The organism is Microbacterium sp. T3-8 (genome assembly GCF_055398145.1).
In genome coordinates, this window is the sequence record NZ_AP027918.1 from 601,971 (window position 1) to 623,934 (window position 21,964).

The following is a 21,964-nucleotide window of genomic DNA, read 5'->3' on the forward strand; positions in this document are numbered from 1 at the left end:
CGGCCCCCTCTTCGTTCACTCAGACCTGCGCGTTGCGGCGGCGGATCATCAGGCCCGCGCCGGCGAGCAGGGCCAGGATGCCGAGCATCCACAGCAGCGAAGCCTCGCCGCCCGTCGCGGGCAGCGTGCCGTCACCGGCATCCGTCCCGTCTCCGGGCGCGACGACCCCGCCGTCACCCGGCGTGCCGGGGGCACCCGTGCCGGGGTCGGTCGGATCGGCAGGCGGCACCACCGTGACCGCGCTCTGCGCGACCGCCGTCGTGCCGTAGTCGTCGGTCACCGTGTAGACGAGCGCGTACGCGCCCGCCGACGGCCCGACCATGCGCGCCGCGCTGGCCGCCTGCACCAGCTCGACCTCGATCCGGTCGGTCAGATCGACACCGTTCGCGTCCTTCGCCGATACCCCGGCGAGCTCGTCGAACTCCTCGCCCTCGACGACGGTGCGGGTCGGCGGGACACCGCCGAACGTCGGCTCGACCGCGGTCACGGTCACCGTCCGCTCGACGACCGTCTCGTTGCCGGCCAGGTCGGTCACCCGGTAGGTGAGCGTGTAGAGACCGGGCGTGGTGGTGTCGACCGTGCCCTCGACCGTGATTGCCGAGGTGACGTCGCCGTCGATCTCGTCGGTCGCCGAAACTCCGGCGAGCGGCTCGAACGGCTGACCCTGCGCCACCTCGGACTCGGCGGGAAGGCCCGCGAACTCCGGACCCTTCTCGTCGTTCACCGTGCGGGTGAGCGTCACCTCGTCGATCACCTTGCGATCCATCGTCTGGTAGGTCGTGAGGGTGATCGCCGCGGGCGTCACGTCGACGTCGGTGTACTGCGGCTGGTTCGACTGGTCCTTGATGGCCGCCTCGGGAGACGACGCGTCGAGACCGTAGAACTTGCTGCCGCTCGAGGAGTTGCCGGTCACGTACAGCACCTGCCCCTCCTCGGCCGCGAGCGTCACTCCCGACTTCTCCTGCGCCTCCAGGTCTCCGGCCGGCGTCGTGCCGTCCATGAGGTAGCTGCGCGTGTAGATGTGGTCGTGACCGGCGAGCACCAGGTCGATGCCCAGTTCGCTGAACACCGGCGCGAGGGCCGCACGGCGCTCCTTCACGTCCTGCTCCACGGAGTGGAACGCGGCCGAGTACAGCGAATGGTGCATGACGACGACGATCCAGTTGGCGTCGGCTCCCTGCTCCTCGACGACCTCGCGCAGGAAGGCCGCGTGGTCCTCCTCGTTCGTGCTGCGCGCGTTGGTGTTGATGTTGAGGTAGAGCACGCCGTTGTAGGTGTACCAGTAGTCGCCTCCGGCTCGCCCGTCGATGCCCTCGTACCCGTGGGTCTCGGAGCGGTTCGGGGTGAAGAAGTGCGAGTTGAACTGGTCGGACTGGTTGTCGTGGTTTCCGATCGTCGCCTGGAAGGGCACCTGCTTGAGCAGCTCGGGGGCGATCAGCGAGGCGTACTCGTCTTCGGAACGGTGCGTCTCGATCTGGTCACCACCGCTCACGATCATCGAGGCATCCTTCTCGAACTGGTCGATCTGACCGAGCGATGCGGCCCAGCGGTCGCGGTCGTTCTGCCAGCTGCCCGACGCACCGATCTGCGCGTCCGTCAGGTAGACGAAGCTGTACGTCTCGTCGAACGTGCCGGTCCACAGCTCGTACGAGCGCGACCATCCCATGTCGTCGTTCCCGACCCGGTACAGGTACGAGGTCTCCTCGGCCAGTCCGTCGATGACGACCTGGTTCGAGTAGCGCCCGTCGCGGGCCTGCGCAGTGGTGGCGTCGAGCGTGCGCGCCTCGGCGACCGGGAACCCGGCGCCGGTGCGTGCGGATGCCGGTGCCACCTGCACCTGCGCCGCGATCCGACGGTCGGTGTAGAACGTCAGATTGCGCTGCGTCTCGTCGGATCCCACGTGCAGGAGCACGTCGGAGATCGCGGCGGGAGCGCCCTGGGCGGCGATGGTGAGCGAGGTCAGCTGCATGAACACGTCGGAGCTCGTCGCGTTGGTGTTGTGCACCTGCACCGCGATCGTGTTCGTGCCCGCCCGCAGAGCGGATGCCGGAACCGTGAACGCACCCGTCAGCGGCGCCGACCCGTTGTCACCGGCGTAGACCATGTTGCTCGGGCCGTTGCCGATGCGCGCATCCGCGAAGCCGCCGACGAGCTGCCCGTTGACGTACACGCGTGCCGCGTCGTCGTAGGCCAGTTCTCCGTTCAGCTGAGTGATCTGCGCGAGGTCGGCCTCGTCGATCTCGAACGTCGTGCGGAAGAAGAACGCCTCCGTATTGGTGGTGCCCGTCTTGTACTGGGTGACGAGGGTGCTCGGCGTGTAGCCGCCCCCCAGGTCGCCGATCACGCCGTTCTTCGCGCCGAAGCTGCCGGCGCCGGTCTTCCACGACGTGTCGTCGTAGTCGGCGGCGGTCCAGCCGGTGTGGGTCGCCAGGCCAGCGGCGGGGTCGTCGGTCGTGTCGTGGAAGCGCCAGACGGTGTCGGCGTTCGTGACCGCGGTGCCGTCGATGTCGATCGGCGCCTGCACGGTCGGCTCGGTCGGCTCCTGCGCGTCGGGGCGCGTCGGCAGCGTCGGCTCACCCGGTTCGGTCGCATCGAGCGGGCGCAATGCGACGTCGAAGACGTGCATGATGCCCTTCGAGACGTCGTTCGGCAGGGTGACGCTCTTGACCGTCTTCTTCGTGTCGAGCGGAACGACCGCCGTCGCGAAGAGGGTCGGCTTGGCGGTGTCGGAGCCACCGGCGAGCGTGTTGCGCTTCGTGAGCGGGACCAGGCGGATGTTCCCGGGCTCGGCGCCCGTGTTCGTCCAGTCGGTGAGGCGCACATCGACCTTCTTCGTCGAGCCGTCGGTGTAGGTCACCAGGGCGGTGCCGCGCGAGGGGCCGTTGGTCGCGAGACCGAGGAAGGAGATCCCGGATGCCGCGACGTCGCCGAAGTCGAGCACCTGGCCGTTCGGGATCCAGTGGTCGACCTCGCCGGCCACCGTGTCGGGCCAGGTGAACTCCACACCGGTGTCACCGAGGGGGAGCTTCGCCCCACCGGTGACGCCCGCCGCCGCGAGGTCTTCACGCGAGAGGCCGATGCCACCGGCATCCAGTCCTCCCATGTTGACCGCGCCGTCGGAGGTGATGCCGATCGAGTTGCGGTTGTCGCTGCCGTCGCGGAACGACGGGGGCACGTCGCCCTCGCCGGTGCCCCACGTCGAGGCCGTCGCGCCCATCGTGAAGTCGAGCGTTCCACCCGAGCGGGCGAAGTCGGCGGGCAGCCACGACGCGGTCTGCGCCTGACCGTTCACCGACAGGCCCGTCGTGTAGCGACGGTCGTCGCCGGCGCCGGGAGCGTCGATCGAGATGGTGCGGTCGGAGCCGATCGAGGTGATCTCGATGTGCTCGAACATCGGCGCTGAGACCAGCAGGTCGGCGGTGCCCCAGATCGCGGGCATCAGCCCGATGTTGGCCCACACGTACCAGGCGCTGAACGAGCCGAGGTCGTCGTTGCCGGCCAGGCCGTCGGGAGCCGCGGTGAACAGCTCGTCGGCCGCGCGGTACAGCGTCTCTGTCGTCTTGTGCGGAGCCTGCAGCCAGTTGTAGACCCACGGCAGGCCGAAGCTGGGCTGGTTGGCGATGTACGCGGCGTCGCTGAAGGCGCCGGCGTCGAGATCGCGCAGGATGCGGTCGAGCTGCTCGGTGGCCTCGTCCTTGCCGCCGCGCAGGTCGATGAGGTCGGCCATGTTGTGCGACACGTTGAAGCCGTACTGGTGCCCGGTCGACTGCTCGAACTGCGCGCCCTGCGTGGTGAGCGAGGTGTTCAGGAAGCCGTTGCGGTTGCGGGCGTCGATGTGCCCGGTGGCCGTGTTGAAGATGTTCTTCCAGTTCTGCGAGCGGGTCGAGAACTGCTCGTACGCGGCCTCGTTGCCGAGGCGCTTCGCCATCTGCGCGATCGCGAAGTCGTTCGTCGTGTACTCGATGGTGCGCGAGGTCGCGGCGCCCTGCTTGTCTCCGTCGATCCATCCGTGGATGCCGTACATCACGGCATCCGATCGTCCGGTGTTCGTCATCGGCAGCGTCTGCGTAGCGAGCATGCTCTCGAGAGCCTTCGCGCGGTCGTAGTCGGTCGAGCCGAAGTCATCCGTCGCCGCGACGATGTTCTGCAGCGAGTCGCCGCTCATCTTCGTCTGGATCTGGTTGTAGGTCGGCCAGCTCGTCCACTTGCCCGACTGCGAGACCATGTCGACGATCGACTGGTTGATGTCGCTCGCGCGCTCCGGGTAGAGCAGGGCCACCAGCTGCGACTGGCCACGGTAGGTGTCCCAGCCCGAGAAGTTCACGTAGAAGTCGCGGCCCTCCTCGACGCTGTGGATCGTTCCGTCGTAACCCGTGTAGCGGCCGTCGACGTCCTGGAACGTGTTCGGGTGCAGCAGCGAGTGGTACAGCGAGGTGTAGAAGGTGATGCGGTCACGGTCGGTGCCGCCGGTCGCATCGATCGATCCGAGTCCCTCTTCCCAGGTCGCGCGCGCCTGAGCGCGGGTCCGGTCGAAGTCAAGCGCGTCGGTCTCGGCCTGCGCGTTCGCGCGGGCGCCGTCGACCGAGACGTAGCTCAGGCCGATCTTGGCCGTGACATCCGCGCCGTCCGCGAAGGTCAGGTAGGCGCCGGCGCCGTGCTTGGTAGCGGCGGATGCCTCGGTGCCGCCGGCCTGCACGCCCGCCGGTGTCCACGTGCCGAACGACTCGACCGGCTGGTCGAAGGTCGCCGAGAAGTAGGCGGTGTACTGCGAGCCGCCGTTGCAGACGATGTTGGCCTTGACCGAGCCGGTGAGCTCACCGGTCGCGGGGTCGAAGGCGATGTCGGAGGCGTGCACCTGGTTGTTCGATCCGCCGGCTTCGAAGAGCAGTGTCGAGGTCGTGGCCGTCTCGTCGAACGAGTAGCGGCTGACCGCGGTGCGGGTCGTGCTGGTGAGCTCGGCCTGCACGTTCTCGAGGCCGACGGAGTAGTAACCGGGCTCGGCGGTCTCGTCGTCGTGCGAGAAGTCGAGGAAGTACTCGCCGATCGCGCTCGCCGGGTTGGTCGGCAGGGCGCCGTCGGTCAGGGCTCCCGTGAAGGGGATGACCGGGAAGTCGAAGCCACCGAAGTTCGACCGGCATCCCGTGCCCGAGAGGCGGGTCATGCCGAAGCCACGGATCTGGTCGGCGTCGTACTCGTAGCCGCCGAACTGCTGGCCGTTGCCGGTCTCGAACGTGGTGGGGCTGGACTGCACCATGCCGAACGGCACGGTCGCGCCGGGGAAGGTATTGCCGTAATGGTCGTTGCCGCGACCGTTGTTCGCGTCGTTCATCTGGGTGCCGATGAACGGGTCGACAGCCTCGAACGGCGTGAGCGTCGAGACCTCTTCGGCATAGGCGGCGGGCGTCACGAGGACGGACGACGCCGTGAGGGCGGTGATGATTCCGGCGGCGAGGGCCGCGCGGCGTCTTCTCATGTGTCGGCCGGGGGATGCCGAACGCATGGGGGGCATGCGATTACCTCCATGTGGTGGGTGGATGCGCTGCCCGCATTCTGACAACGCTGTCAGGAACACTATGGAGGTTTGTGGACGCGATGTCCAACAACAGGTGAACGAAAGATGTCGGCGGGCGGGGCGGGGCCCTTCAACAGGCTCAGGGACCCAGCAGCTGGTAGCTGGGTCCCTGAGCCTCAGAGGCTGGGTTGCTGAGCCTGTCGAAGCAGCCCGCCCCGCGGCATCCGCTTACTGGGCGGTGTAACCGCCGTCGACGAGGTGGTAGCTGCCGGTGACGAAGCTCGCTGCGTCGCTGGCGAGGAAGGCGATGAGGTTCGCGACCTCGTCGGCCTGGCCGAGGCGGCCGATCGGGTGCTTGCTCACGAGGTACGCCTTCGCCTCTTCGCCCATGGTCGCCAGCAGCGGGGTGTCGATGAAGCCGGGGCCGACCGAGTTCACGCGCACGCCCTGCGCCGAGTACTCGAGAGCGGCCGACTTCGTCATGCCGACGACCGCGTGCTTCGCGGCGACGTAGGCGGGGGAGTTGGCGAAGCCGACGCTGCCGAGGATCGACGCGACGTTGACGACCGAACCGCCGCCGTTGGCGAGGATCGCGGGCAGCTGCGCCTTCATGTTGCGGAAGACGGCGTTGAGGTTGATCGAGATGACCTTGTCCCAGGCCTCGTCGGAGTACTCGGCGGTGGGGGCGGATGCTCCGCCGATACCCGCGTTGTTCACGCCGATGCGCAGAGGGGCGAGGGAGTTCGCGAGCTCGACCGAGGAGGCGATCCAGGCCGGGTCGGTCGCATCGCCGACGGATGCCTCGGCGACGCCGCCCGCGGCACGGATCTCTTCGACGACCGCGTTCGCGTGCTCGGCGTTCAGGTCGTTGACGACGACCGCGGCGCCGTTCTTCGCGAGGAGGAGGGCGGTGGCCTTGCCGATTCCGCTGCCTGCTCCGGTGACGATCGCCGAGCGGTCCGAAACGTCGTACTGAGCCATGGGTGGGCTTCTTCCCGGGCGGGCACTGCTTCCGGGAGATCTTCTCGGACGGTCCGTCCTTCTCTCCAGCCTACGCCCGTTCCGAGTGGGTGGATTCGCGTGAATGGAGTTTTCGGGTGGTGTTCGGCATCCGTTCGGGAGGAGTTCTCACGGATGGGAGGAGGAATCTCCCGCATCCGTCCTCCCTACGCGGAGATCTCCTCCCGAACGTGTGCGGGGCGGGCGCTCGCTCCGAGGGGTTAGGCGACCCGGGCTCACTGACCGAGGAGCCCGAGCAGATGGCGGGCCTGGGCTTCCGTCGAGCCCGACGGGTTGCGGGAGAATCCTCCGTTCCCCGGAAGGAGCATCGCGAGCCAGAACGCGGCCCAGAGGGGCCGGTACGCGTGGAACCGATCCTTACCCTCGTCCGAGATCCCCACAGCGGCGAGCAGAGTTCCCGCGTCGAAGACACCCGTGAGGCGACCCGCGATGTGCTCGACGTGATCCGCCAGGTCATAGGCCGGATCCGTGAGCCCGCCGTCCTCGAAATCCACGAGGCGGCAGGTGCGCCCGTCCCAGAGGACGTTCGCGGGATTGAGGTCTGCGATCCCGAGGCTCACGATCTCGGGGGCGGGGAGCGCATCAGACGACGAGAGCCAGGCCGCCGCGGCGTCGATGCCCGCGCGTACCAGAGCCGGATCGTGACATGCCGAAAGGTCCTCGGGGGCGCGGAGCCATTCGCGAAGAGCGGGGCGGAGCGTGGATGGGCCGAGGCGGCGCTCGCCGATTCCGGATGCCATGACCCGGTCGAGGGGGATGCCGTGCAGCCGCCGCAGGGTCTGTCCGAGAGACGCGGTCTGCGCGGGAGTCAGAGGTGCGCCCCCGAGAGCGTCACCGGGAAGCCGCGTCATGACGACCACGGGGTGGCCACCCACCGTCTCGCGCCTCAGCGGCCGGGGCGCGATGCCCGGTGCGTGCGCCTCGATCGCCTGGAGACAGGCCCACTCCCGGTCGGCTTCCCCCTCCGACCAGGTGAGGAACCTCTTCTGCACCTCACCCCCGGTGAACGTCAGGTCGTGCGTGTGGGACTGCATGCCGGACAGCATACGTGCGCGACGACGGTCCGTCGTGGGACGTCGCTCCTGTCGGGTGGCGCACGCCGCGGAGGCGCTTCGTCTCGCTCCGCTCGCTCAGGAACCGAGGAAGCGGTCAGCGGATGCGGGCGATCTGCAGCTGGATGCGTGCGGTGTCGGGGGTGTGCGCGAGGAGCGTGTCGGCGACGCGGCGCGCGGTGGCGACGCTGCTGTCGTCGGTTGAGGTGGCGATGCGCGTCGAGACGACCGAGGTGCCATCGGGTTCGGTCGAGACGAGGATGTCGGCCACCGGGCCGTCGGAATCCTTCGCGGATCCCGCCGCGACGACCTCCGGCAGGCGGGCGAGCAGCGGCCGCGCCGTGAAGATGTTCGTGACGCCGGGAACGGTGCGCACGTGGCGGGCGAGGTCGACGGGTTCGTCGGGCGTGGTGGTGCTCATGACACATCCTTGATGTCGGTGTGGATGTCTTCGACGGAGATGTTGACGGCGACGACGTTCAGGTCGGTGTGCTTCGCGAGGGCGGCGTAGGCGACGTCGCGGAGCTCGTCGGTCAGGTGCTGGATCGACGTGCCGAAGCGCACGGATGCCGTCAGGTTGATCTCGACGGGAGCGCCGAGCGTCTCGGCGTCGCCGACGATCTCGGTGCGGCTGATGAAGACGCCGTCGATCGCGTCTCCGCTGTCACGCAGGAGCGCGCGCACTGCCCCCTCGGTGACCGTGATCTGCACACGCGGATCGGGGTGGCTGATGGGCAGGCTGCGGCCGGCGCGCAGCTCCTCCTGGATAGAGGTGAAGATGCGCTCGAACCAGGAGTCGGGAGGTGCGGGCAGCTCGGCGGCATCCGCATCGATGAGGTCGCGCGACAGGCGACCCACGCGTTCGAGCGCCTCGAGCGCGTTGAGGCAGTCCGGGCAGCTCTCGATGTGCGGGTCGCGCGGCGTGCGGTCACGGTCGAGGTAGTCCGAGAGCTGATCGATGGTCGTGCCGCAGTCGAGCGCGTCATCGTGATCGTGCGCGGTCATCGCCAGCCTCCCATCTGGATCGTGATGCTCGAACGGGCACGGGAGAGGAGTCCTCTGACCGTGCTGGGTGAGGTTTCCATTTCCTCTGCAATCTCGGTGTAGCTGAGCTCTGCGACCTGGCGCAGCAGCCAGCACCGTCGTTGATCTTCGGGCAGCGTATCGAGGGCCTTCGACAGGGCCGCGAGCTGGGCGTTGCGGATCGCGATCTGCTCGGGTTGGGTGCTCTCGGTATGAGGGGCATCGTAGCCGGTGAGCGTGGCATCCGTGGGGCGTCTGCGGATGAAGGCGAAGGCCTCGCGGCTGGCGATGCGCATGAGCCAGGACTTCACGGCATCCGGATCCCGCAGCGAGTCGAGCTGGCGCCAGGCCGTGACGAGGGCGTTCTGCACGACGTCGTCGGCCTCGCTCAGAGAGCCGACGATGCGCGACACGTACGCCCGCATCGAACCCGCGTACCGCCGCACGATCTCGCGGAAGGCGGAGGAGTCGCCGTCGACGGAGCGATGCACCAGGACGCGATCCGAGACGACCGTCAGATCGCCGCTGCGCGGATCCGTCGAGCGGGCCATCGGACCTCCACCAGAACTTTCTGAAACTTTTTTGTGACGGATCGCGTGATCCGCGCCTCTTACTTGTGAGCGACGTTATCGCTCCCGATCCGGATCCCCCAGGGGTTGTGGTCGGCCGTCGAAAGAGATAGGACACGTCATGGCAACGCAGGATCAGAAGAACACGTCGACCAGCCCCGCCGAGAAGGAGCTGCCCGACACCACCGGCACCCCGACGCCGGCCGCCGTCGCTCCCCGCGTGGACCGTTCCGCCGGGTTCTCGACCTCTCGCATCCCCGCGGATGTCGACGCCGCCGGTACGACCACGATCGCCGAGGGCGTGGTGGCCAAGGTCGCCGGTATCGCCGCTCGTGAGGTTCCCGGTGTGTACGCACTGGGTGGCGGCGGAGCACGCGCATTCGGCGCGATCCGCGACGTGATCAACGCCACCGACCTCGCACAGGGCGTCAAGGTCGAGGTCGGAGAGACCCAGGCCGCGGCCGACCTGACCATCGTCGTCGAGTACCCCGCACCCATCCAGACCGTCGCGAACAACGTCCGCGCCGCGGTCGCCGGGGCGATCACCCGTCTCGTCGGCCTCGAGGTCGTCGAGGTCAACGTCGAGGTCAACGACGTGCACGTGCCCGGTGACGACAACACCCACGAGAACGAGGAGTCGCGCGTCTCATGAGCCCCACCACCACCGGCGCCCTGATCGGCGCACTTCTCGCCCTCGCCGCCCTGCTCTTCGGCTTCTGGGGATTCCTCCTCATGGCCGTCTTCGCAGGGGTCGGAGCGATCGTCGGACGCATCGCCTCCGGCAAGCTCGACGTCCGCGGTCTCGCCGACGTCATCACGGGGCGGCGAACCTCCTGATGCGCGTCGACCAGAACGTCATCGCCGGTGGCCGCCCCGCGGGGCAGGCCACCGGCGGGGAGTCCGTCCCGGGCCGCGTCGAGGTGAAGGAACGCGTCTATCGCACGGTCGCGGAACAGGCATCCGCATCGGTGATCGGCGTCTCCCGCAGTGACGTGAAGGCCGACGTCGTCGCGCGAGGTGCGGGGTTCGCCCTGCGCATCTCGTCACCGCTTCCCGTGCCCGATCTCGACGACACCGCCGCGATCGCCCAAGCCACCCCGGTGCTCGACCGGGCCCGCGAGCTGCAGGAGCACCTGCAGCGGGAGCTGACCGGCCTCTTCGGCCACGAGGTCACCCGCGTCGCCCTCACCATCACCGGCGCCATCATTCCCGAAAGGAGACGAGTGCGATGAGCACCCCCGCACTTCGCCGCGTCATCCGACGCGAGACCCACTCGCCGCGCACCGTCGCGATGTTCGTCGCGGTCGTCCTCCTCATCCTCGCCCTCGCCTACGTCGCCCTCGAGATCGTGTTGAGCCTCGCCGCTCAGCCCGCGCTCCTCGTCGGCCCGGTGGCGGCCGCGGGCTGGCTGGTCGGCCTGCCGACGCAGCCCGCCGGTCTCGTCATCGCCGGCAGCGTCGTGCTCGCGCTCATCGGCCTGGTGTTCGTCATCCTGGCGATCACCCCGGGGCGACTGTCGAAGCACACCCTCGATGCGGGCGACCGCGCGGTCGTCGTCGACAACGGCGTGATCGCGAGCGCCCTCGCCCAGCATCTCTCCGAGGAGACCGGGATCGCGCGCGACGCCATCACCGTCGGCGTCGGCCACCGCAGCATCGACGTGACCGTGCGCCCCGGCGCCGGAGTGCCTCTCGAGCAGAGCGAGGTTCTCGCCCTCGCCGAGTCCGAGCTGCAGACGTATCGGCTGACCCGCAGCATCCGCACCCGCGTTCGCATCGAACGCGCGACCGAGAAGGACGCCGACCTGTGAACGCCACCAACCGTGCGCTGAACCGCACCCTGCTGCTCCTCATCGGCCTGATCTTCCTGGCCCTCGGTGCCGTCGGCATCGCCCTCCTGAGCTGGCCGACCGCGGCCGACGTCTGGACGGATGCCGGCAAGAACGCCGAGACCTGGCTCGATCAGGCGGGCGCCGCGACCGCGATCGCCGGCGGGGCCGCCTCGTGGCTCGGTGTCGGAGCCGTCGTCGCGATCGTCGTCGTGATCGCGCTGCTGATCCTCGCCCTCACGAGCGTCTCGGGTCGTCGGTCGAAGACGGCGCTGCGCTCCTCCGGCGCGCAGAACCCGCTCGGACGCGTCACTGTCACGGAGTCGTTCGTGTCGGATGCCGTCAAGAAGTCGCTCGCGGGCCGCGACGAGATCCTCTCGGCGAGCGTGACCGCCAACGACGTGCGCCACGAGCCGGTGCTGCACGTGGCGGTCACCCCGCGACAGAACACGGATCCGCGCGAGCTGGTCGATCACCTCGACCGGCTGCTGACCAACCTCGCCACACTCACCGGCCGCGAGACCGCCGCCTACGTGTCGATCCACACCAGCCTGCGCGCCCGTCTCGCCCACGATCAGAGGCGGTTGTCGTGACGGCATCCGCCCGCTGACCGGACTCACAGACTCGCCGTCGGTCGCGCATGGGCCGACGGGAGGACGGCGGGGGCAGGACCCCGCCGCCAGAACCACCATCACGAAGGGAAACATCATGGGACTCGACGACAAGATCAAGAACGCCGCGGAGGACATCGCCGGTAAGGCGAAGGAGGCTGCGGGCAAGGTGACCGGCAACGAGAAGCTCGAGGCCGAGGGCAAGGCCGATCAGGCCAAGGCCGACGTGAAGAAGGCCGGCGAGAACGTCAAGGACGCGTTCAAGGGCTGACATGATTCCCAGCCGCGCGCTGGGTGAGACCTGCTGGGGACAGTGGGAGGGGGCGGGGCCATTCGACGGCCCCGCCCCTGTTTTCGTGCCTGCGGTGCCGGCGGTGAGCGCACCGAAGACTGTTGCAGATCGAGAATGCTAGCTAAGCTAGAGATCATGGAAAAGCACGAGAGGCTGCGGTGGGTCGGCCTGGTCTTCATCAGCATCGCGGTGTCGTTGATCATCGTCGACTCGACGATCGTGAACGTCGCGATCCCGGCCATCGTCGACGACCTCGGCATCACCTCCACCGAGGTGCAGTGGGTGCAGGAGTCCTACACCCTCGTCTTCGCCGCCCTGCTGCTGGTGTTCGGCAGTCTCGCCGACCGGTTCGGGCGACGGCGGATGCTGCTCATCGGCGTCGTCGTCTTCGCGGGGTCGTCGGTGCTGGCGTCGCTCGCCTCGGACGGCGGTGCGCTGATCCTCGCCCGCCTCGCGCAGGGGGTCGGTGGAGCGATGATCCTGCCGACCACGCTGTCGATCATCAACGCCACCTTCCGCGGCCGTGAACGCGGGATCGCCTTCGCGGTGTGGGGGTCGACCATCGGAGGCATGGCCGCCGTCGGGCCGCTGCTCGGCGGATGGCTGACGACCGCGTTCTCGTGGCGGTGGGCCTTCGGCATCAACATCCCGCTCGGCGTGCTGATCATCATCGGCGTCGCGCTCACCGTCGCCGAGACGCGCAGCGATCGTGCCGAGCGCATCGACGGGGTGGGGGCCCTGCTCTCGGTCGTCACGATGGGCAGCCTCGTCTTCGGTCTGATCGAGGGGCGCACCTACGGTTGGTGGGGCGTCGAGCAGCGGCCCGAGATCGGCGACTGGACCTGGCCCTTCGACATCTCGCCCATCCCGTTCGCGTTCGCGCTGGCGCTGGTCGGGCTCGTCGCCTTCATCGCCTGGGGCGTTCATCGTGAGCGCGCCGGTCGCTCGACCCTCCTCGCCCTGCGGCTCTTCTCGATCACGTCGTTCCGCAACGGCAACATCGCCGCCGCGGTCGTCTCGCTCGGCGAGTTCGGGATCATCCTCGCCCTGCCGCTGTGGCTGCAGTTCGTGCTCGGCTTCGACGCGCTGCAGACGGGTCTTCTGCTGCTCTCGCTCGCCGGCGGTTCGTTCCTCGCGAGCGGCATCGCGGGGGCGATGAGCGGTCGGATCGCGCCGGTATGGATCGTTCGCATCGGACTCCTCGCCGAGATCGTCGGTGTCGCCGGCGTCGGCCTCGCGATCGGTCCGGATGCCTCGTGGGTTCCGCTCATCCCTCTCCTGTTCGTCTACGGGGTCGGTGTCGGGCTCGCGACCGCCCAGCTCACCGGCGTCGTTCTGGCCGATGTGCCGGTGGCCGACAGCGGCGCCGCCTCCGGCACGCAGTCGACCTCGAGACAGCTCGGGGCGGCGCTCGGAGTGGCGATCCTCGGAACCGTGCTCTTCACCAGCACGGCCGGCATCCTCGCCGCTTCGCTCGACGACCAGGGCGTGCCGACGGCTCAGCGCGATCAGGTGGTCTCGTCGGTGGTCGACAGTGCGGGCGCGGCGATCAGCGGACTGGCGGCGAACCCCGAAACGGCGGATGCCGCGGATGCCGCGCGCGAGGCATTCTCGGACGGCACGCGCTACGCGGCGTGGACCGCCGCGGGCTTCCTCGCCCTCGGCCTCCTCGCGACGGTGTCGCTCGGGGGTGCGGCGGCGCGCCCGTCGGAGCGCGAGGAGAGCGAACGCGAGGCCGAGGACCCCCGATAGGTTCCCGGCCCTCGGTGCGACGTCTCCCGGTGCGGCGGCGCGCCGCACCGGGAGCGACGTCGAGTCTCGATGCTGATTAGCGTCGTCGTATGCATCGACCGTTCATGAAGACGCCCGAGCAGCTCGAGTCCCTGGAAGGGCAGCAGTATCTCGTGCTGCGTCCGACGTGGGAGTTGGCGGATCGCTACAGCGCGGAACAGACCGACGCTCTGGCGCTGAGTCGACTCCCGCATCCGCACACCGGCCACGTGACGCTGCGGGGCTTCTACGAGCCGGAGCGTCGTGCAGAGCTGAGCGCACTCGTGCGCGCCTGGGCGATCGAGCAGGACCCGATCGAGATCACCGGCGAGGCCATCGACGCCTTTCCGGAACCCTGGCAGATCCTCATCCTCCGCCTGGCTCGCACCGACTCCCTCCTCTCCGCCTATGCGACTCTGACCGACAGGCTCGATGCGACGGATTTCCGGCGGCTCGGTGAACTGCCGCTCGACGAGTGGACGTTCCACATGTCCGTCGTCTACGGCGCGACGCTGTCGGGCCCGGAGTGGAAGGCGCTCGAGTCTGCGCGAGTCTCGGAGTTCGCACGCCCCGTGCGCGAGACGGCCACCCAGGTCGAGCTGGTCTCGTACTCGAACGGCGTGGAACACACCGAGGTGATCCCGCTCGGGCGCTGAGGACGGGTCCGGGGGCGGGAGCCTACCCTTCGGTTTAGTTCTGTTTAGTGCCTGGGCGACATCGGCAATGTCTTTTTCGCGCGATTATTCGCTCCTTTTGTGTGCGCAGAGCACACTCTTGACGCATGCTTACAAAACCGGTTTACTTGGGTCGAGCGATCCTCCGCGATCGCCCCACCACAGCAGGTAGCCGACCCGAGGCGACCGAACGAAGGAGTTTCTCGCAATGAAGCGTTATGCAGGTGTTCTCGCCCTCGCCGCCCTCGCGCTGCCCCTCGCGGCATGCGGCTCGTCCGGCGGCGACGCAGCCCCCGACGGCGGGGAGCTGACCTCCGGCCCGATCTCGATCTGGTACTCGACGAACGAGCAGGAGATCGAGTGGGCCGAAGCCGTGGTCGAGGCGTGGAACGCCGACCACCCCGACGAGCAGGTCACCGCCGCGGCCATTCCGTCGGGCAAGTCGTCGGAAGACGCGATCGGTGCCGCCATCACCGCCGGCAACACCCCGTGCCTCGTCTACAACACGGCGCCGGCCGCGGTTCCCGCCTTCCAGAAGCAGGGCGGTCTGGTCAACATTTCGAAGACGTTCGACGACGGCGAGTCCTTCATCACCGAGCGATCCGGCGACGCGGCCGACGGCTTCCGCTCACCCGACGGCGACCTGTACCAGGTGCCGTGGAAGGCCAACCCCTTCATGCTCTACTACAACAAGGACGTCTTCGCCGCGGCCGGACTCGACCCCGAGAACCCCGAGCTCGCGACCTACGACGACGTGCTCGCCGCCGCCGCGGCCGTGAAGGAGAGCGGCGCCGCCGACTACTCGCTGTACCCGCCGGCATCCGGCGACTACACGAACTCGCTCTTCGACTTCTACCCGTTCTTCCTCGCGAACTCGGGAGGCACCCAGCTCGTGAGCGACGGCGCCGCCGCGTTCACGAGCGAGGAGGGCCTCGAGACGCTCGAGTTCTGGAAGACCATGTACGCCGAGGGGTACTCCTCGGCCGAGGCCTACAGCGGTGACGCCTGGGCCGGTCCCTTCGCCGACGGAGTGTCGGCCATGGGCATCGCCGGCCCCTGGGGCGCCGGAGCGTTCGACGGCAAGGTCGAGTACGGCGTCGTGCCGCTGCCGACCGCCGCGGGCACGGCCGCCGCAGACACCTACACCTTCGGCGACTCGAAGAACGTCGGCCTCTACACGTCCTGCGAGAACAAGCAGACCGCGTGGGACTTCGTGAAGTTCTCGATGGATGCCGAGAACGACCTGGCCCTCCTCGAGACCACGGGGCAGTTCCCGACCCGCACCGATGTCGATGCGATCGCCGCCGACTACCTCGCGACGAACCCCGTGCTGGCGACCTTCGCCGCCTCGGTGCCCCTCACGGTCGACGTGCCGAACGTCGCGGACGCCACCGAGATGTGGCAGACGTTCCGCGACGCCTGGGGTCAGGCCGTGCAGGCGGGAGAGGGCGACCTCGAAGAGACCTTCTCGACCGCCGCGGACAAGATCGATGCCCTGATCGCCCAGGGCTGATCGATCTCGACCGGCTCCCCAGCCGGTCACCACCCCGGGGTGCGCGTGTCATGGCGCGCACCCCGGGACTCTTCGCTCCGCCGTCGTGCCGGAGCCCCGCCGCCGCACCCGCAACGGTGCCCGGCAACGCAGAAACCCGGCAAAGGAGCCCCGCCATGAAGCGCATCGCCGCGTTCATCGCCTTCACCCTCGCTCTCGTCCTCGGATCGTCCGCGCTCGCGGCTCCGGCATCCGCCGCCCCGGAGGACGACGTCGCGACCGTCATCGATCGCCTCGAGGAGTACTACCTCGGGCAGGGCGACGAGATCATCATCGCCAACGGCATCTACCTCGCCCGCACGTCGGAGGCGCTCGACTACGTCGCGTCGCAGAACGCCGACGGCTCGTGGCCCGACGTGAACTACGCCGATCGCACCAGCTCGGCGAACGGCAGCGTGTGGTCGGCGTACACCGCGCTCTACCGGATGCTCGCGATGACGCAGGCGTACAAGGACCCGAACGCCGAGGGCTTCGGGGACCCCCGCCTCGTCGACGCGGTCGGTCGGGCGCTGCTGCACTGGGATCGTGTGAACCCGGGCAACACCAACTGGTGGGAGACCGAGATCGGCGAGTCGATCGCGATGGGGCGCATCTCGATGTTCCTCGGCTCGGCGCTGAGCCCCGAAGCGTTCGACGTCGCGTTGAAGCACAACACCGGCAAGCTCGACCCGGTCGGTGCGAACGGCGCATGGCGCACCTCGAACTACATCTTCGAGGCGCTGTCGACCCGCGACATCGCGAAGGTCAAGGAGGGGTTCGCGACCATCGTCGCCACGATCGCGGTCGATCACTCCGGCACCGTGCAGGAGGCCGTGCAACCCGACGGCAGCTTCTGGGCGCACGGCGCGCAGCTCTACAGCGAGGGCTACGGCATGGTGCTCTTCACCTACGCCGCACTGTGGTCGGATGTCGCCCGCGGCACCGGTCTCGCCTTCACGCGCGACCAGCTCGACTCGATCGCGTTCTACTTCATCAGCGGTACGCGCTGGCTGATCCGCGGTGAGATCGGCATGCTCTACCTCAACTACCGTCCGCCGAAGACGGTGAACGACATCACCAGCCATGCCTCCGAGTTCATCGAACCGCTGCAGCGGATGGCGCGCACCGACGCCCTGTACGCCACCGCGTACCAGGCGGTGCTCGACGGCGTGCTCGGCAAGACCGAGACGAACGGCGTCACCGGCAACAAGTACTTCTGGCGCTCCGAGTTCTCCTCGCACCTGCGCGACGGATACGGCATCTTCACGCGCCTCAACTCGTCGCGCACCTTCGGCGCCGAGCTGCGCACCTCGTACCGCGATGAACTCGGCAACCCCGTCTACTGGAACGCGATGGGCTCGACGGCGATCCAGGTGAACAACCGCGAGTACCTCGATCTCGGACCCGCCTTCGACTGGTGGCACTACCCCGGGGTGACCGCTCCGAACGTCAAGCGCACCGAGCGCGGCTTCGAGAACCGCGGCCGCAACGGCGACGGCGGAAGCTTCACCGGCGGTACCTCGAACGGCGAGTTCGGAGCGAGCGTTCTCACCCTCGACACCGCGGGGACCGCGGCGCAGAAGAGCTACTTCTCGTTCGACGAGGGCATGGTGGCGCTCGGCGTCGGCATCGCGTCGACCAGCGACGCGGCCGTGCACACGACCATCAACCAGGCAGCCGCGAAGCCGAATGCGAGCGTGGGCGGTCGGCCCGTGGCCGGCGGCACCGATCAGCAGGGCGTCGGGTCGGCCACGTGGGCGTACAACGACGAGGTCGGGTACGTGTTCGCCGCGGGCCAGGACGTGAAGGTCTCGAACAAGACGCAGTCCGGCAGCTGGGAGGGCGAGGAGGCGATCAGCCGCGATGCGTTCTCGCTGTACGTCGACCACGGGGCGAAGCCCACGGCCGGCGCCTACGACTACACGGTCCTGCCCGCCGCCACTCCCGCGGAGGTCGAGGCGTACGCGGTGAAGCCCACGATCCGCACCCTGCGCAACGACACCGCGGTGCAGGCCGTGCGCAGCAGTGACGCGGGCATCACGATGGCCACCTTCTTCGCACCGGGATCCCTCGACCTCGGCGACGGCCGCACCCTGACGGTCGACCAGCCGTCGATCGTGCTGCTCGACGAGCGGGGCGATACCCCGGTCGTGAGCCTCTCGAACCCCGACCGTGCCGGCCTGTCGGTCGGTGTCACCCTGGCCGGGGGCGGAGCCGAGAAGCACGCGGTGTTCCGACTCGGTTCGGGCGAGAACCTCGGCAAGACGGTGACCGCGCCGCTCGTCGACGGGACCCTCCCGGCATCGTCGCCGTTCGCCGCCAGCAGCACCGCCGACGGCTCATCCGTCGACGCCCTGGGCGACCGGGACGCCGCGTCGGTGTGGCGCTCGGCCGCCGGGGGGACGCAGTGGGCCGCGGCCGCGCTGCCCCGCGGATCGTGGGTGACGAAGGTCACGATCGACTGGGCGGATGCTCACGCCACCGACTACGTGGTGCAGTCCTCGCCGAACGGCGTCGACTGGACCGACCGCGCGAACATCTCGGGCGGCGACGGCGGCGTCGACGAGGTGCCGATAAACCCCACCGCTGCCGAGCACGTCCGTGTGCTCCTCCTCGGCGGAGAGGGTGCGGGCTACGGCATCCGGGAGCTCACCGTGGCGTCGAGCGTGAATCTCGCTATCGACAGTGCCACCCGGGCGTCCGGCTACGCCGGATACAACCTCGTGTTCTCCCTCGCGGACGGCGACCCCGACACGCGCTGGCGGGGCAACAACGCCGACAGCGCCTGGGCGCAGATCGACCTCGGATCCTCGAAGCCGGTCTCCACGGTGCGTTTGTCGTGGGAGGCGGCGTTCGCCAAGACCTACAAGATCCAGCTCTCCGACGACGGAAGGTCGTGGCGCGACGCGTACACGACTCCGTCGGGCGGCAGCGACGGGGGGATCGACGTCATCACGCTCGACGGGCAGACCGCGCGCTACGTGCGCATGCAGACGCTCACCCGAGCGCTCAACTACGGACCCTCGCTCTGGGAGTTCGAGGTATTCTCCGACCGCCTGGTCGTCGAGGCCCCGGCCGTGCCCGCCGCCAACGCGAACCTCGCCCTGGGCCGACCGACCACCGTCGACAGCGTGCACCAGAACAACGCCACCATCACCGGGCCCAAGGCCACCGACGGCTCGAAGTCGACCAAGTGGTCGTCGGCGCGCGCGGTCGCCGAGCACTGGCTCCAGGTCGATCTCGGGAGTGTGCGCTCGGTCTCGCGCGCCGTGGTGGCGTGGGAGGCCGGTACGTCGAACGACTACCGGATCGAGGGTTCGATCGACGGTGCGACGTGGATGCCGTTGGCCCGCGTCCAGACGGCGCAGCCCACGCTCACCCACACGCACGACTTCGCGCCCGCCGAGGTGCGGTACGTGCGCCTCGCGGGTCTCCCCTCGACGCAGTACGGACTCAACATCTGGGAGTTCGAGCTCTACGGCGGATACACCTTCGAGTGCACGGGACCGGTGACCGCGCCACGCGACTCGACGGCGGTCGTCGCCGCCACCGTGTCGCCGGTGACCCCCGACGACGTCTTCACCGCGATCTCGATGGACGAGTCCGTCGTCACCGTCGCGGGAGACGCGCGGGTGTCGCCCGACGGGCGGGTCGAGGTCGACCTCCAGGCCCGCGAACCCGGACGCACGACGGTCGGCATTCGTCATCAGGGCGGCACGGAGATCGCGTGGTGCGGGGTGACGGTCGACGCCGACACCTCGTGGCTGCAGGCGCAGATCGATGCGGCGAACGCCCTCGACAGCACCGCCTACACCCCCGAGAGCTGGGCGCCGTTGCTCCCGGCGCTCGAGGCGGCGAAGCAGGTGCGCGGCACGCCCGGCGCTCCCCAGGAGGATGCGGATGCCGCGGCCGCTGCTCTCGAGGCGGCGCTCGCCGGCCTCGTGCGGCTCGACGCCGTGTCGAGTGCTCCGCGCGATGTCGTGGCGACGGCCTCACGGGATGTCGTGACCGTGCAGTGGTCGGCTCCCGAGCGTCTCGGCGGATCGCCCGTCACCGCCTACGAGGTCACGGTGGGCGATCACGTGGTGCAGGTGGTGGACGGTGCGCTGACGGCATCCGTCGCCGACCTCGCCCCCGGCGACTACGGCGTCACCGTGCGCGCGCAGAACGCCGGCGGGTGGTCGGAGCCCTCGGCGCCGGTGACCGTCACGGTCGATCCCGACGTCGTGACACCCGTGGTGACGGTCGAGGGATCACCGAAGGTCGGCGGCCGCATCGACGTGACGGGCAGTGGCTTCGAGCCGGGCGTCGAGTACGTCATCCAGCTGCGATCGACTCCCGCCGACCTCGGTGTGGTCATCGCGGAGGACGGGGCGATCGCGTTCCGCGGTGTCGTCCCCGAGGACACCGATCCCGGCGAGCACACGATCGTGGTGATGCAGGCGGATGCCGACATCGCCTCGACCCCGGTGCTCATCCTCGCCGCCGACGAGCCGGGCGTCCCCGGTGGACCGGGCACCCCCGGCACTCCCGGCGGTGGTACCCCCGGAGGGGGAACTCCCGGCGGGGGAGCCGACGGCCCCGGTGGCCTGCCGGCGACGGGCGGCGACCTGACGTGGTTGCCCTGGACGCTCGCCATCGCGTTGCTGTTGCTCGGATCGGGCGCCGTCGCTGTGCGGTTGCGGAGAGGCGCCACGACCGATTGAGTGCGAGTGCGAAGGGGTCGTCCCACTCGGGGCGGCCCCCTTCGTCGTGCCCTAGCGCGCGCGTGGCGGGTGCTTCGACAGGCTCAGCAACCCAGTGAGGGAGCCTGTCGAAGGGTTTCGGGTGGGTGAGGTACTGGGTCCCTGAGCCCGTCGAAGGGTCCCGGGTGGGCGTGAGGGTACTGGGTCCCTGAGTCCGTCGAAGGGTCCCGGACGAGGAGCCCGGGCGGGGGGACACGACGAAGGCCGCCTCCCGAGGGAGGCGGCCTTCGAGGTCCGGGACTCAGAGGTGCGTGAGCTCGGCCACGCCGATCGACGAGTCGGCCATGCCGTAGAACACGAACGTGCGCTCGCCGATCTTCTCGACCGCGGTCGGGAAGACGACGTTCGCGAGCGTGCCCTGCGTCTCCTCGGCGGTCTCGGGCGCGAGCAGCGGCTCGGGCGAGCGCGCGAGGATCCGCCGCGGGTCGTCGGCGTCGAGCAGGATCGCACCGGCGGAGTACACCGACCCGTGCGCCAGCTCGAAGCCCTTCGGGGTCGCGCCGGAGACGCCGTGGTGCAGCAGCAGCCACCCCTCCGGCACGCGCAGCGGCGAGGGGCCGGCGCCGATCTTCGCACTCTCGTACGCCATCTCGGGCGCGGCGATCATGGCCGAGCCGTGCACGCGGGTGAGGGCGGAGGCATCCGCTCGTGCCGCCTCGACGTCGACGTAACCGATCCAGATCGACGGACGGTCGTCGTCGATCCCGGCCGGCGGGCGCGCACCCTCACCGGGGCGCAGCCAGTCGAGGTCCCACATCGGGCGATGCAGCAGGGCGATGCTCGGGCGGCCGTCGGGCCCGGGGACGAGCTCGGGGAAGAACACGATGTCCTTATTGGCGAACAGGTTGAGATCGCTCGCGAGCTCGGGCTGGTACGCGAACTGGATCGGTCCGAGCCGTTCCCACGAGACGGTGTCGCGTGAGATCGCGAGAGCGGGTCGCGGGCCGAGCGGGCCGTAGGCGATGTAGGTCATCACGTGCAGGCCGAGGGGCTCGAGGAAGGTGATGCGGGGGTCCTCGACCCCGCCGTTCTGGCGGCCGTGCTCCCACTGCTCGTCGGGGGCGAGCACGACGCCGAGGCGCTCGACACCGACCGGCACGCCGTACTCGACGACCACCCTCGCGCGCGCGATGCGCGAGACGTTGCCCGCGGCCACGACGCGCGGGAAGAGGTAGAGCTCGCCGTCGGGGCCCCAGGCCGTGCCGGGGTTGAGCACCCCCTCGGCCTCGAGCGGGTCGTCGACGCTCGCCGTCATGATCGTGCCGAGACGGGTCAGTGCGTAGGGGATCCGCGTCGTGAGGTCGGCGGCGGGTGGGGAGGATGGAGTCATGGCGATG

At 69.3% G+C, this 21,964-nt stretch carries 17 protein-coding genes; 10 read left to right on the forward strand and 7 right to left on the reverse strand.

Features of this window, described 5'->3' with window-relative positions; all coding sequences use genetic code 11:
• Positions 1-19 precede the first annotated feature (19 nt).
• From ACZ5Y9_RS02900 to ACZ5Y9_RS02925, 6 genes are all read right to left on the reverse strand, one after another.
• Positions 20-5,509, reverse strand: a complete 5,490-nt coding sequence (locus ACZ5Y9_RS02900; RefSeq protein WP_464472228.1) for a GH92 family glycosyl hydrolase — start codon at positions 5,507-5,509, stop codon at positions 20-22.
• A gap of 231 nt (positions 5,510-5,740) precedes the next feature.
• Positions 5,741-6,493: an SDR family NAD(P)-dependent oxidoreductase gene (locus ACZ5Y9_RS02905; RefSeq protein ID WP_247633201.1), complete on the reverse strand. Its 753-nt coding sequence runs from the start codon at positions 6,491-6,493 to the stop codon at positions 5,741-5,743.
• Between the two features lie 254 nt (positions 6,494-6,747).
• Positions 6,748-7,566: an aminoglycoside phosphotransferase family protein gene (locus ACZ5Y9_RS02910; RefSeq protein ID WP_464472229.1), complete on the reverse strand. Its 819-nt coding sequence runs from the start codon at positions 7,564-7,566 to the stop codon at positions 6,748-6,750.
• Positions 7,567-7,681: 115 nt separating this feature from the next.
• Positions 7,682-8,005: a hypothetical protein gene (locus ACZ5Y9_RS02915; protein ID WP_464472230.1), complete on the reverse strand. Its 324-nt coding sequence runs from the start codon at positions 8,003-8,005 to the stop codon at positions 7,682-7,684.
• Positions 8,002-8,589 (reverse strand): Asp23/Gls24 family envelope stress response protein, encoded by a 588-nt coding sequence (locus ACZ5Y9_RS02920; protein WP_464472231.1) that lies wholly within the window; start codon positions 8,587-8,589, stop codon positions 8,002-8,004. Before ACZ5Y9_RS02920 ends, ACZ5Y9_RS02915 begins: the two co-directional genes overlap by 4 nt.
• Positions 8,586-9,158, reverse strand: coding sequence for an RNA polymerase sigma factor (locus ACZ5Y9_RS02925; protein ID WP_464472232.1), 573 nt, complete (start codon positions 9,156-9,158; stop codon positions 8,586-8,588). The genes ACZ5Y9_RS02920 and ACZ5Y9_RS02925 overlap by 4 nt, the downstream gene beginning before the upstream one ends.
• Before the next feature lie 139 nt (positions 9,159-9,297).
• Between ACZ5Y9_RS02925 and ACZ5Y9_RS02930 the strand changes: the two genes are divergently transcribed.
• The 10 genes from ACZ5Y9_RS02930 (at position 9,298) to ACZ5Y9_RS02975 (ending at position 20,588) form a co-directional block, all read left to right on the forward strand.
• On the forward strand, positions 9,298-9,828 hold the full coding sequence (locus tag ACZ5Y9_RS02930; RefSeq protein ID WP_247623789.1) for an Asp23/Gls24 family envelope stress response protein: 531 nt from the start codon (positions 9,298-9,300) through the stop codon (positions 9,826-9,828).
• On the forward strand, positions 9,825-10,013 hold the full coding sequence (locus ACZ5Y9_RS02935) for a DUF2273 domain-containing protein (protein WP_336641222.1): 189 nt from the start codon (positions 9,825-9,827) through the stop codon (positions 10,011-10,013). Before ACZ5Y9_RS02930 ends, ACZ5Y9_RS02935 begins: the two co-directional genes overlap by 4 nt.
• On the forward strand, positions 10,013-10,408 hold the full coding sequence (locus ACZ5Y9_RS02940; protein ID WP_464472233.1) for a hypothetical protein: 396 nt from the start codon (positions 10,013-10,015) through the stop codon (positions 10,406-10,408). Before ACZ5Y9_RS02935 ends, ACZ5Y9_RS02940 begins: the two co-directional genes overlap by 1 nt.
• Positions 10,405-10,986 (forward strand): Asp23/Gls24 family envelope stress response protein, encoded by a 582-nt coding sequence (locus tag ACZ5Y9_RS02945; RefSeq protein ID WP_464472234.1) that lies wholly within the window; start codon positions 10,405-10,407, stop codon positions 10,984-10,986. The genes ACZ5Y9_RS02940 and ACZ5Y9_RS02945 overlap by 4 nt, the downstream gene beginning before the upstream one ends.
• Positions 10,983-11,597 (forward strand): hypothetical protein, encoded by a 615-nt coding sequence (locus tag ACZ5Y9_RS02950; RefSeq protein ID WP_404596787.1) that lies wholly within the window; start codon positions 10,983-10,985, stop codon positions 11,595-11,597. Before ACZ5Y9_RS02945 ends, ACZ5Y9_RS02950 begins: the two co-directional genes overlap by 4 nt.
• A gap of 115 nt (positions 11,598-11,712) precedes the next feature.
• Positions 11,713-11,886 carry a CsbD family protein gene (locus tag ACZ5Y9_RS02955; RefSeq protein ID WP_247623784.1) on the forward strand — a complete coding sequence of 58 codons (174 nt, stop codon included), beginning with the start codon at positions 11,713-11,715 and terminating at the stop codon, positions 11,884-11,886.
• A gap of 156 nt (positions 11,887-12,042) precedes the next feature.
• Positions 12,043-13,659, forward strand: coding sequence for a DHA2 family efflux MFS transporter permease subunit (locus ACZ5Y9_RS02960; RefSeq protein WP_464472235.1), 1,617 nt, complete (start codon positions 12,043-12,045; stop codon positions 13,657-13,659).
• 89 nt (positions 13,660-13,748) lie between these two features.
• Positions 13,749-14,333, forward strand: coding sequence for a 2'-5' RNA ligase family protein (locus tag ACZ5Y9_RS02965; RefSeq protein WP_464472236.1), 585 nt, complete (start codon positions 13,749-13,751; stop codon positions 14,331-14,333).
• 226 nt (positions 14,334-14,559) lie between these two features.
• The gene (locus tag ACZ5Y9_RS02970) at positions 14,560-15,864 is read left to right on the forward strand and encodes an ABC transporter substrate-binding protein (protein ID WP_247633195.1); all 1,305 of its coding nucleotides are present in this window, start codon (positions 14,560-14,562) and stop codon (positions 15,862-15,864) included.
• A gap of 155 nt (positions 15,865-16,019) precedes the next feature.
• Positions 16,020-20,588: a galactose-binding domain-containing protein gene (locus ACZ5Y9_RS02975; RefSeq protein ID WP_464472237.1), complete on the forward strand. Its 4,569-nt coding sequence runs from the start codon at positions 16,020-16,022 to the stop codon at positions 20,586-20,588.
• Positions 20,589-20,868: 280 nt separating this feature from the next.
• Here the strand turns inward: ACZ5Y9_RS02975 and ACZ5Y9_RS02980 are convergent, their stop codons facing one another.
• A complete protein-coding gene (locus ACZ5Y9_RS02980) occupies positions 20,869-21,957 on the reverse strand; it encodes a glycoside hydrolase family 130 protein (protein ID WP_464472238.1) in 1,089 nt (362 codons plus the stop codon).
• Positions 21,958-21,964 lie beyond the last annotated feature (7 nt).

Bases quoted from the DNA above. Each gene is read 5' to 3' on its own strand.
- ACZ5Y9_RS02970 (WP_247633195.1), top strand. From the start codon at position 14,560: ATGAAGCGTTATGCAGGTGTTCTCGCCCTCGCCGCCCTCGCGCTGCCC.
- ACZ5Y9_RS02925 (WP_464472232.1), bottom strand. From the start codon at position 9,158: ATGGCCCGCTCGACGGATCCGCGCAGCGGCGATCTGACGGTCGTCTCG.
- ACZ5Y9_RS02975 (WP_464472237.1), top strand. From the start codon at position 16,020: ATGAAGCGCATCGCCGCGTTCATCGCCTTCACCCTCGCTCTCGTCCTC.
- ACZ5Y9_RS02940 (WP_464472233.1), top strand. From the start codon at position 10,013: ATGCGCGTCGACCAGAACGTCATCGCCGGTGGCCGCCCCGCGGGGCAG.
- ACZ5Y9_RS02960 (WP_464472235.1), top strand. From the start codon at position 12,043: ATGGAAAAGCACGAGAGGCTGCGGTGGGTCGGCCTGGTCTTCATCAGC.
- ACZ5Y9_RS02965 (WP_464472236.1), top strand. From the start codon at position 13,749: ATGCATCGACCGTTCATGAAGACGCCCGAGCAGCTCGAGTCCCTGGAA.
- ACZ5Y9_RS02900 (WP_464472228.1), bottom strand. From the start codon at position 5,509: ATGCCCCCCATGCGTTCGGCATCCCCCGGCCGACACATGAGAAGACGC.
- ACZ5Y9_RS02915 (WP_464472230.1), bottom strand. From the start codon at position 8,005: ATGAGCACCACCACGCCCGACGAACCCGTCGACCTCGCCCGCCACGTG.
- ACZ5Y9_RS02905 (WP_247633201.1), bottom strand. From the start codon at position 6,493: ATGGCTCAGTACGACGTTTCGGACCGCTCGGCGATCGTCACCGGAGCA.
- ACZ5Y9_RS02920 (WP_464472231.1), bottom strand. From the start codon at position 8,589: ATGACCGCGCACGATCACGATGACGCGCTCGACTGCGGCACGACCATC.
- ACZ5Y9_RS02935 (WP_336641222.1), top strand. From the start codon at position 9,825: ATGAGCCCCACCACCACCGGCGCCCTGATCGGCGCACTTCTCGCCCTC.
- ACZ5Y9_RS02930 (WP_247623789.1), top strand. From the start codon at position 9,298: ATGGCAACGCAGGATCAGAAGAACACGTCGACCAGCCCCGCCGAGAAG.
- ACZ5Y9_RS02910 (WP_464472229.1), bottom strand. From the start codon at position 7,566: ATGCAGTCCCACACGCACGACCTGACGTTCACCGGGGGTGAGGTGCAG.
- ACZ5Y9_RS02945 (WP_464472234.1), top strand. From the start codon at position 10,405: ATGAGCACCCCCGCACTTCGCCGCGTCATCCGACGCGAGACCCACTCG.
- ACZ5Y9_RS02955 (WP_247623784.1), top strand. From the start codon at position 11,713: ATGGGACTCGACGACAAGATCAAGAACGCCGCGGAGGACATCGCCGGT.
- ACZ5Y9_RS02980 (WP_464472238.1), bottom strand. From the start codon at position 21,957: ATGACTCCATCCTCCCCACCCGCCGCCGACCTCACGACGCGGATCCCC.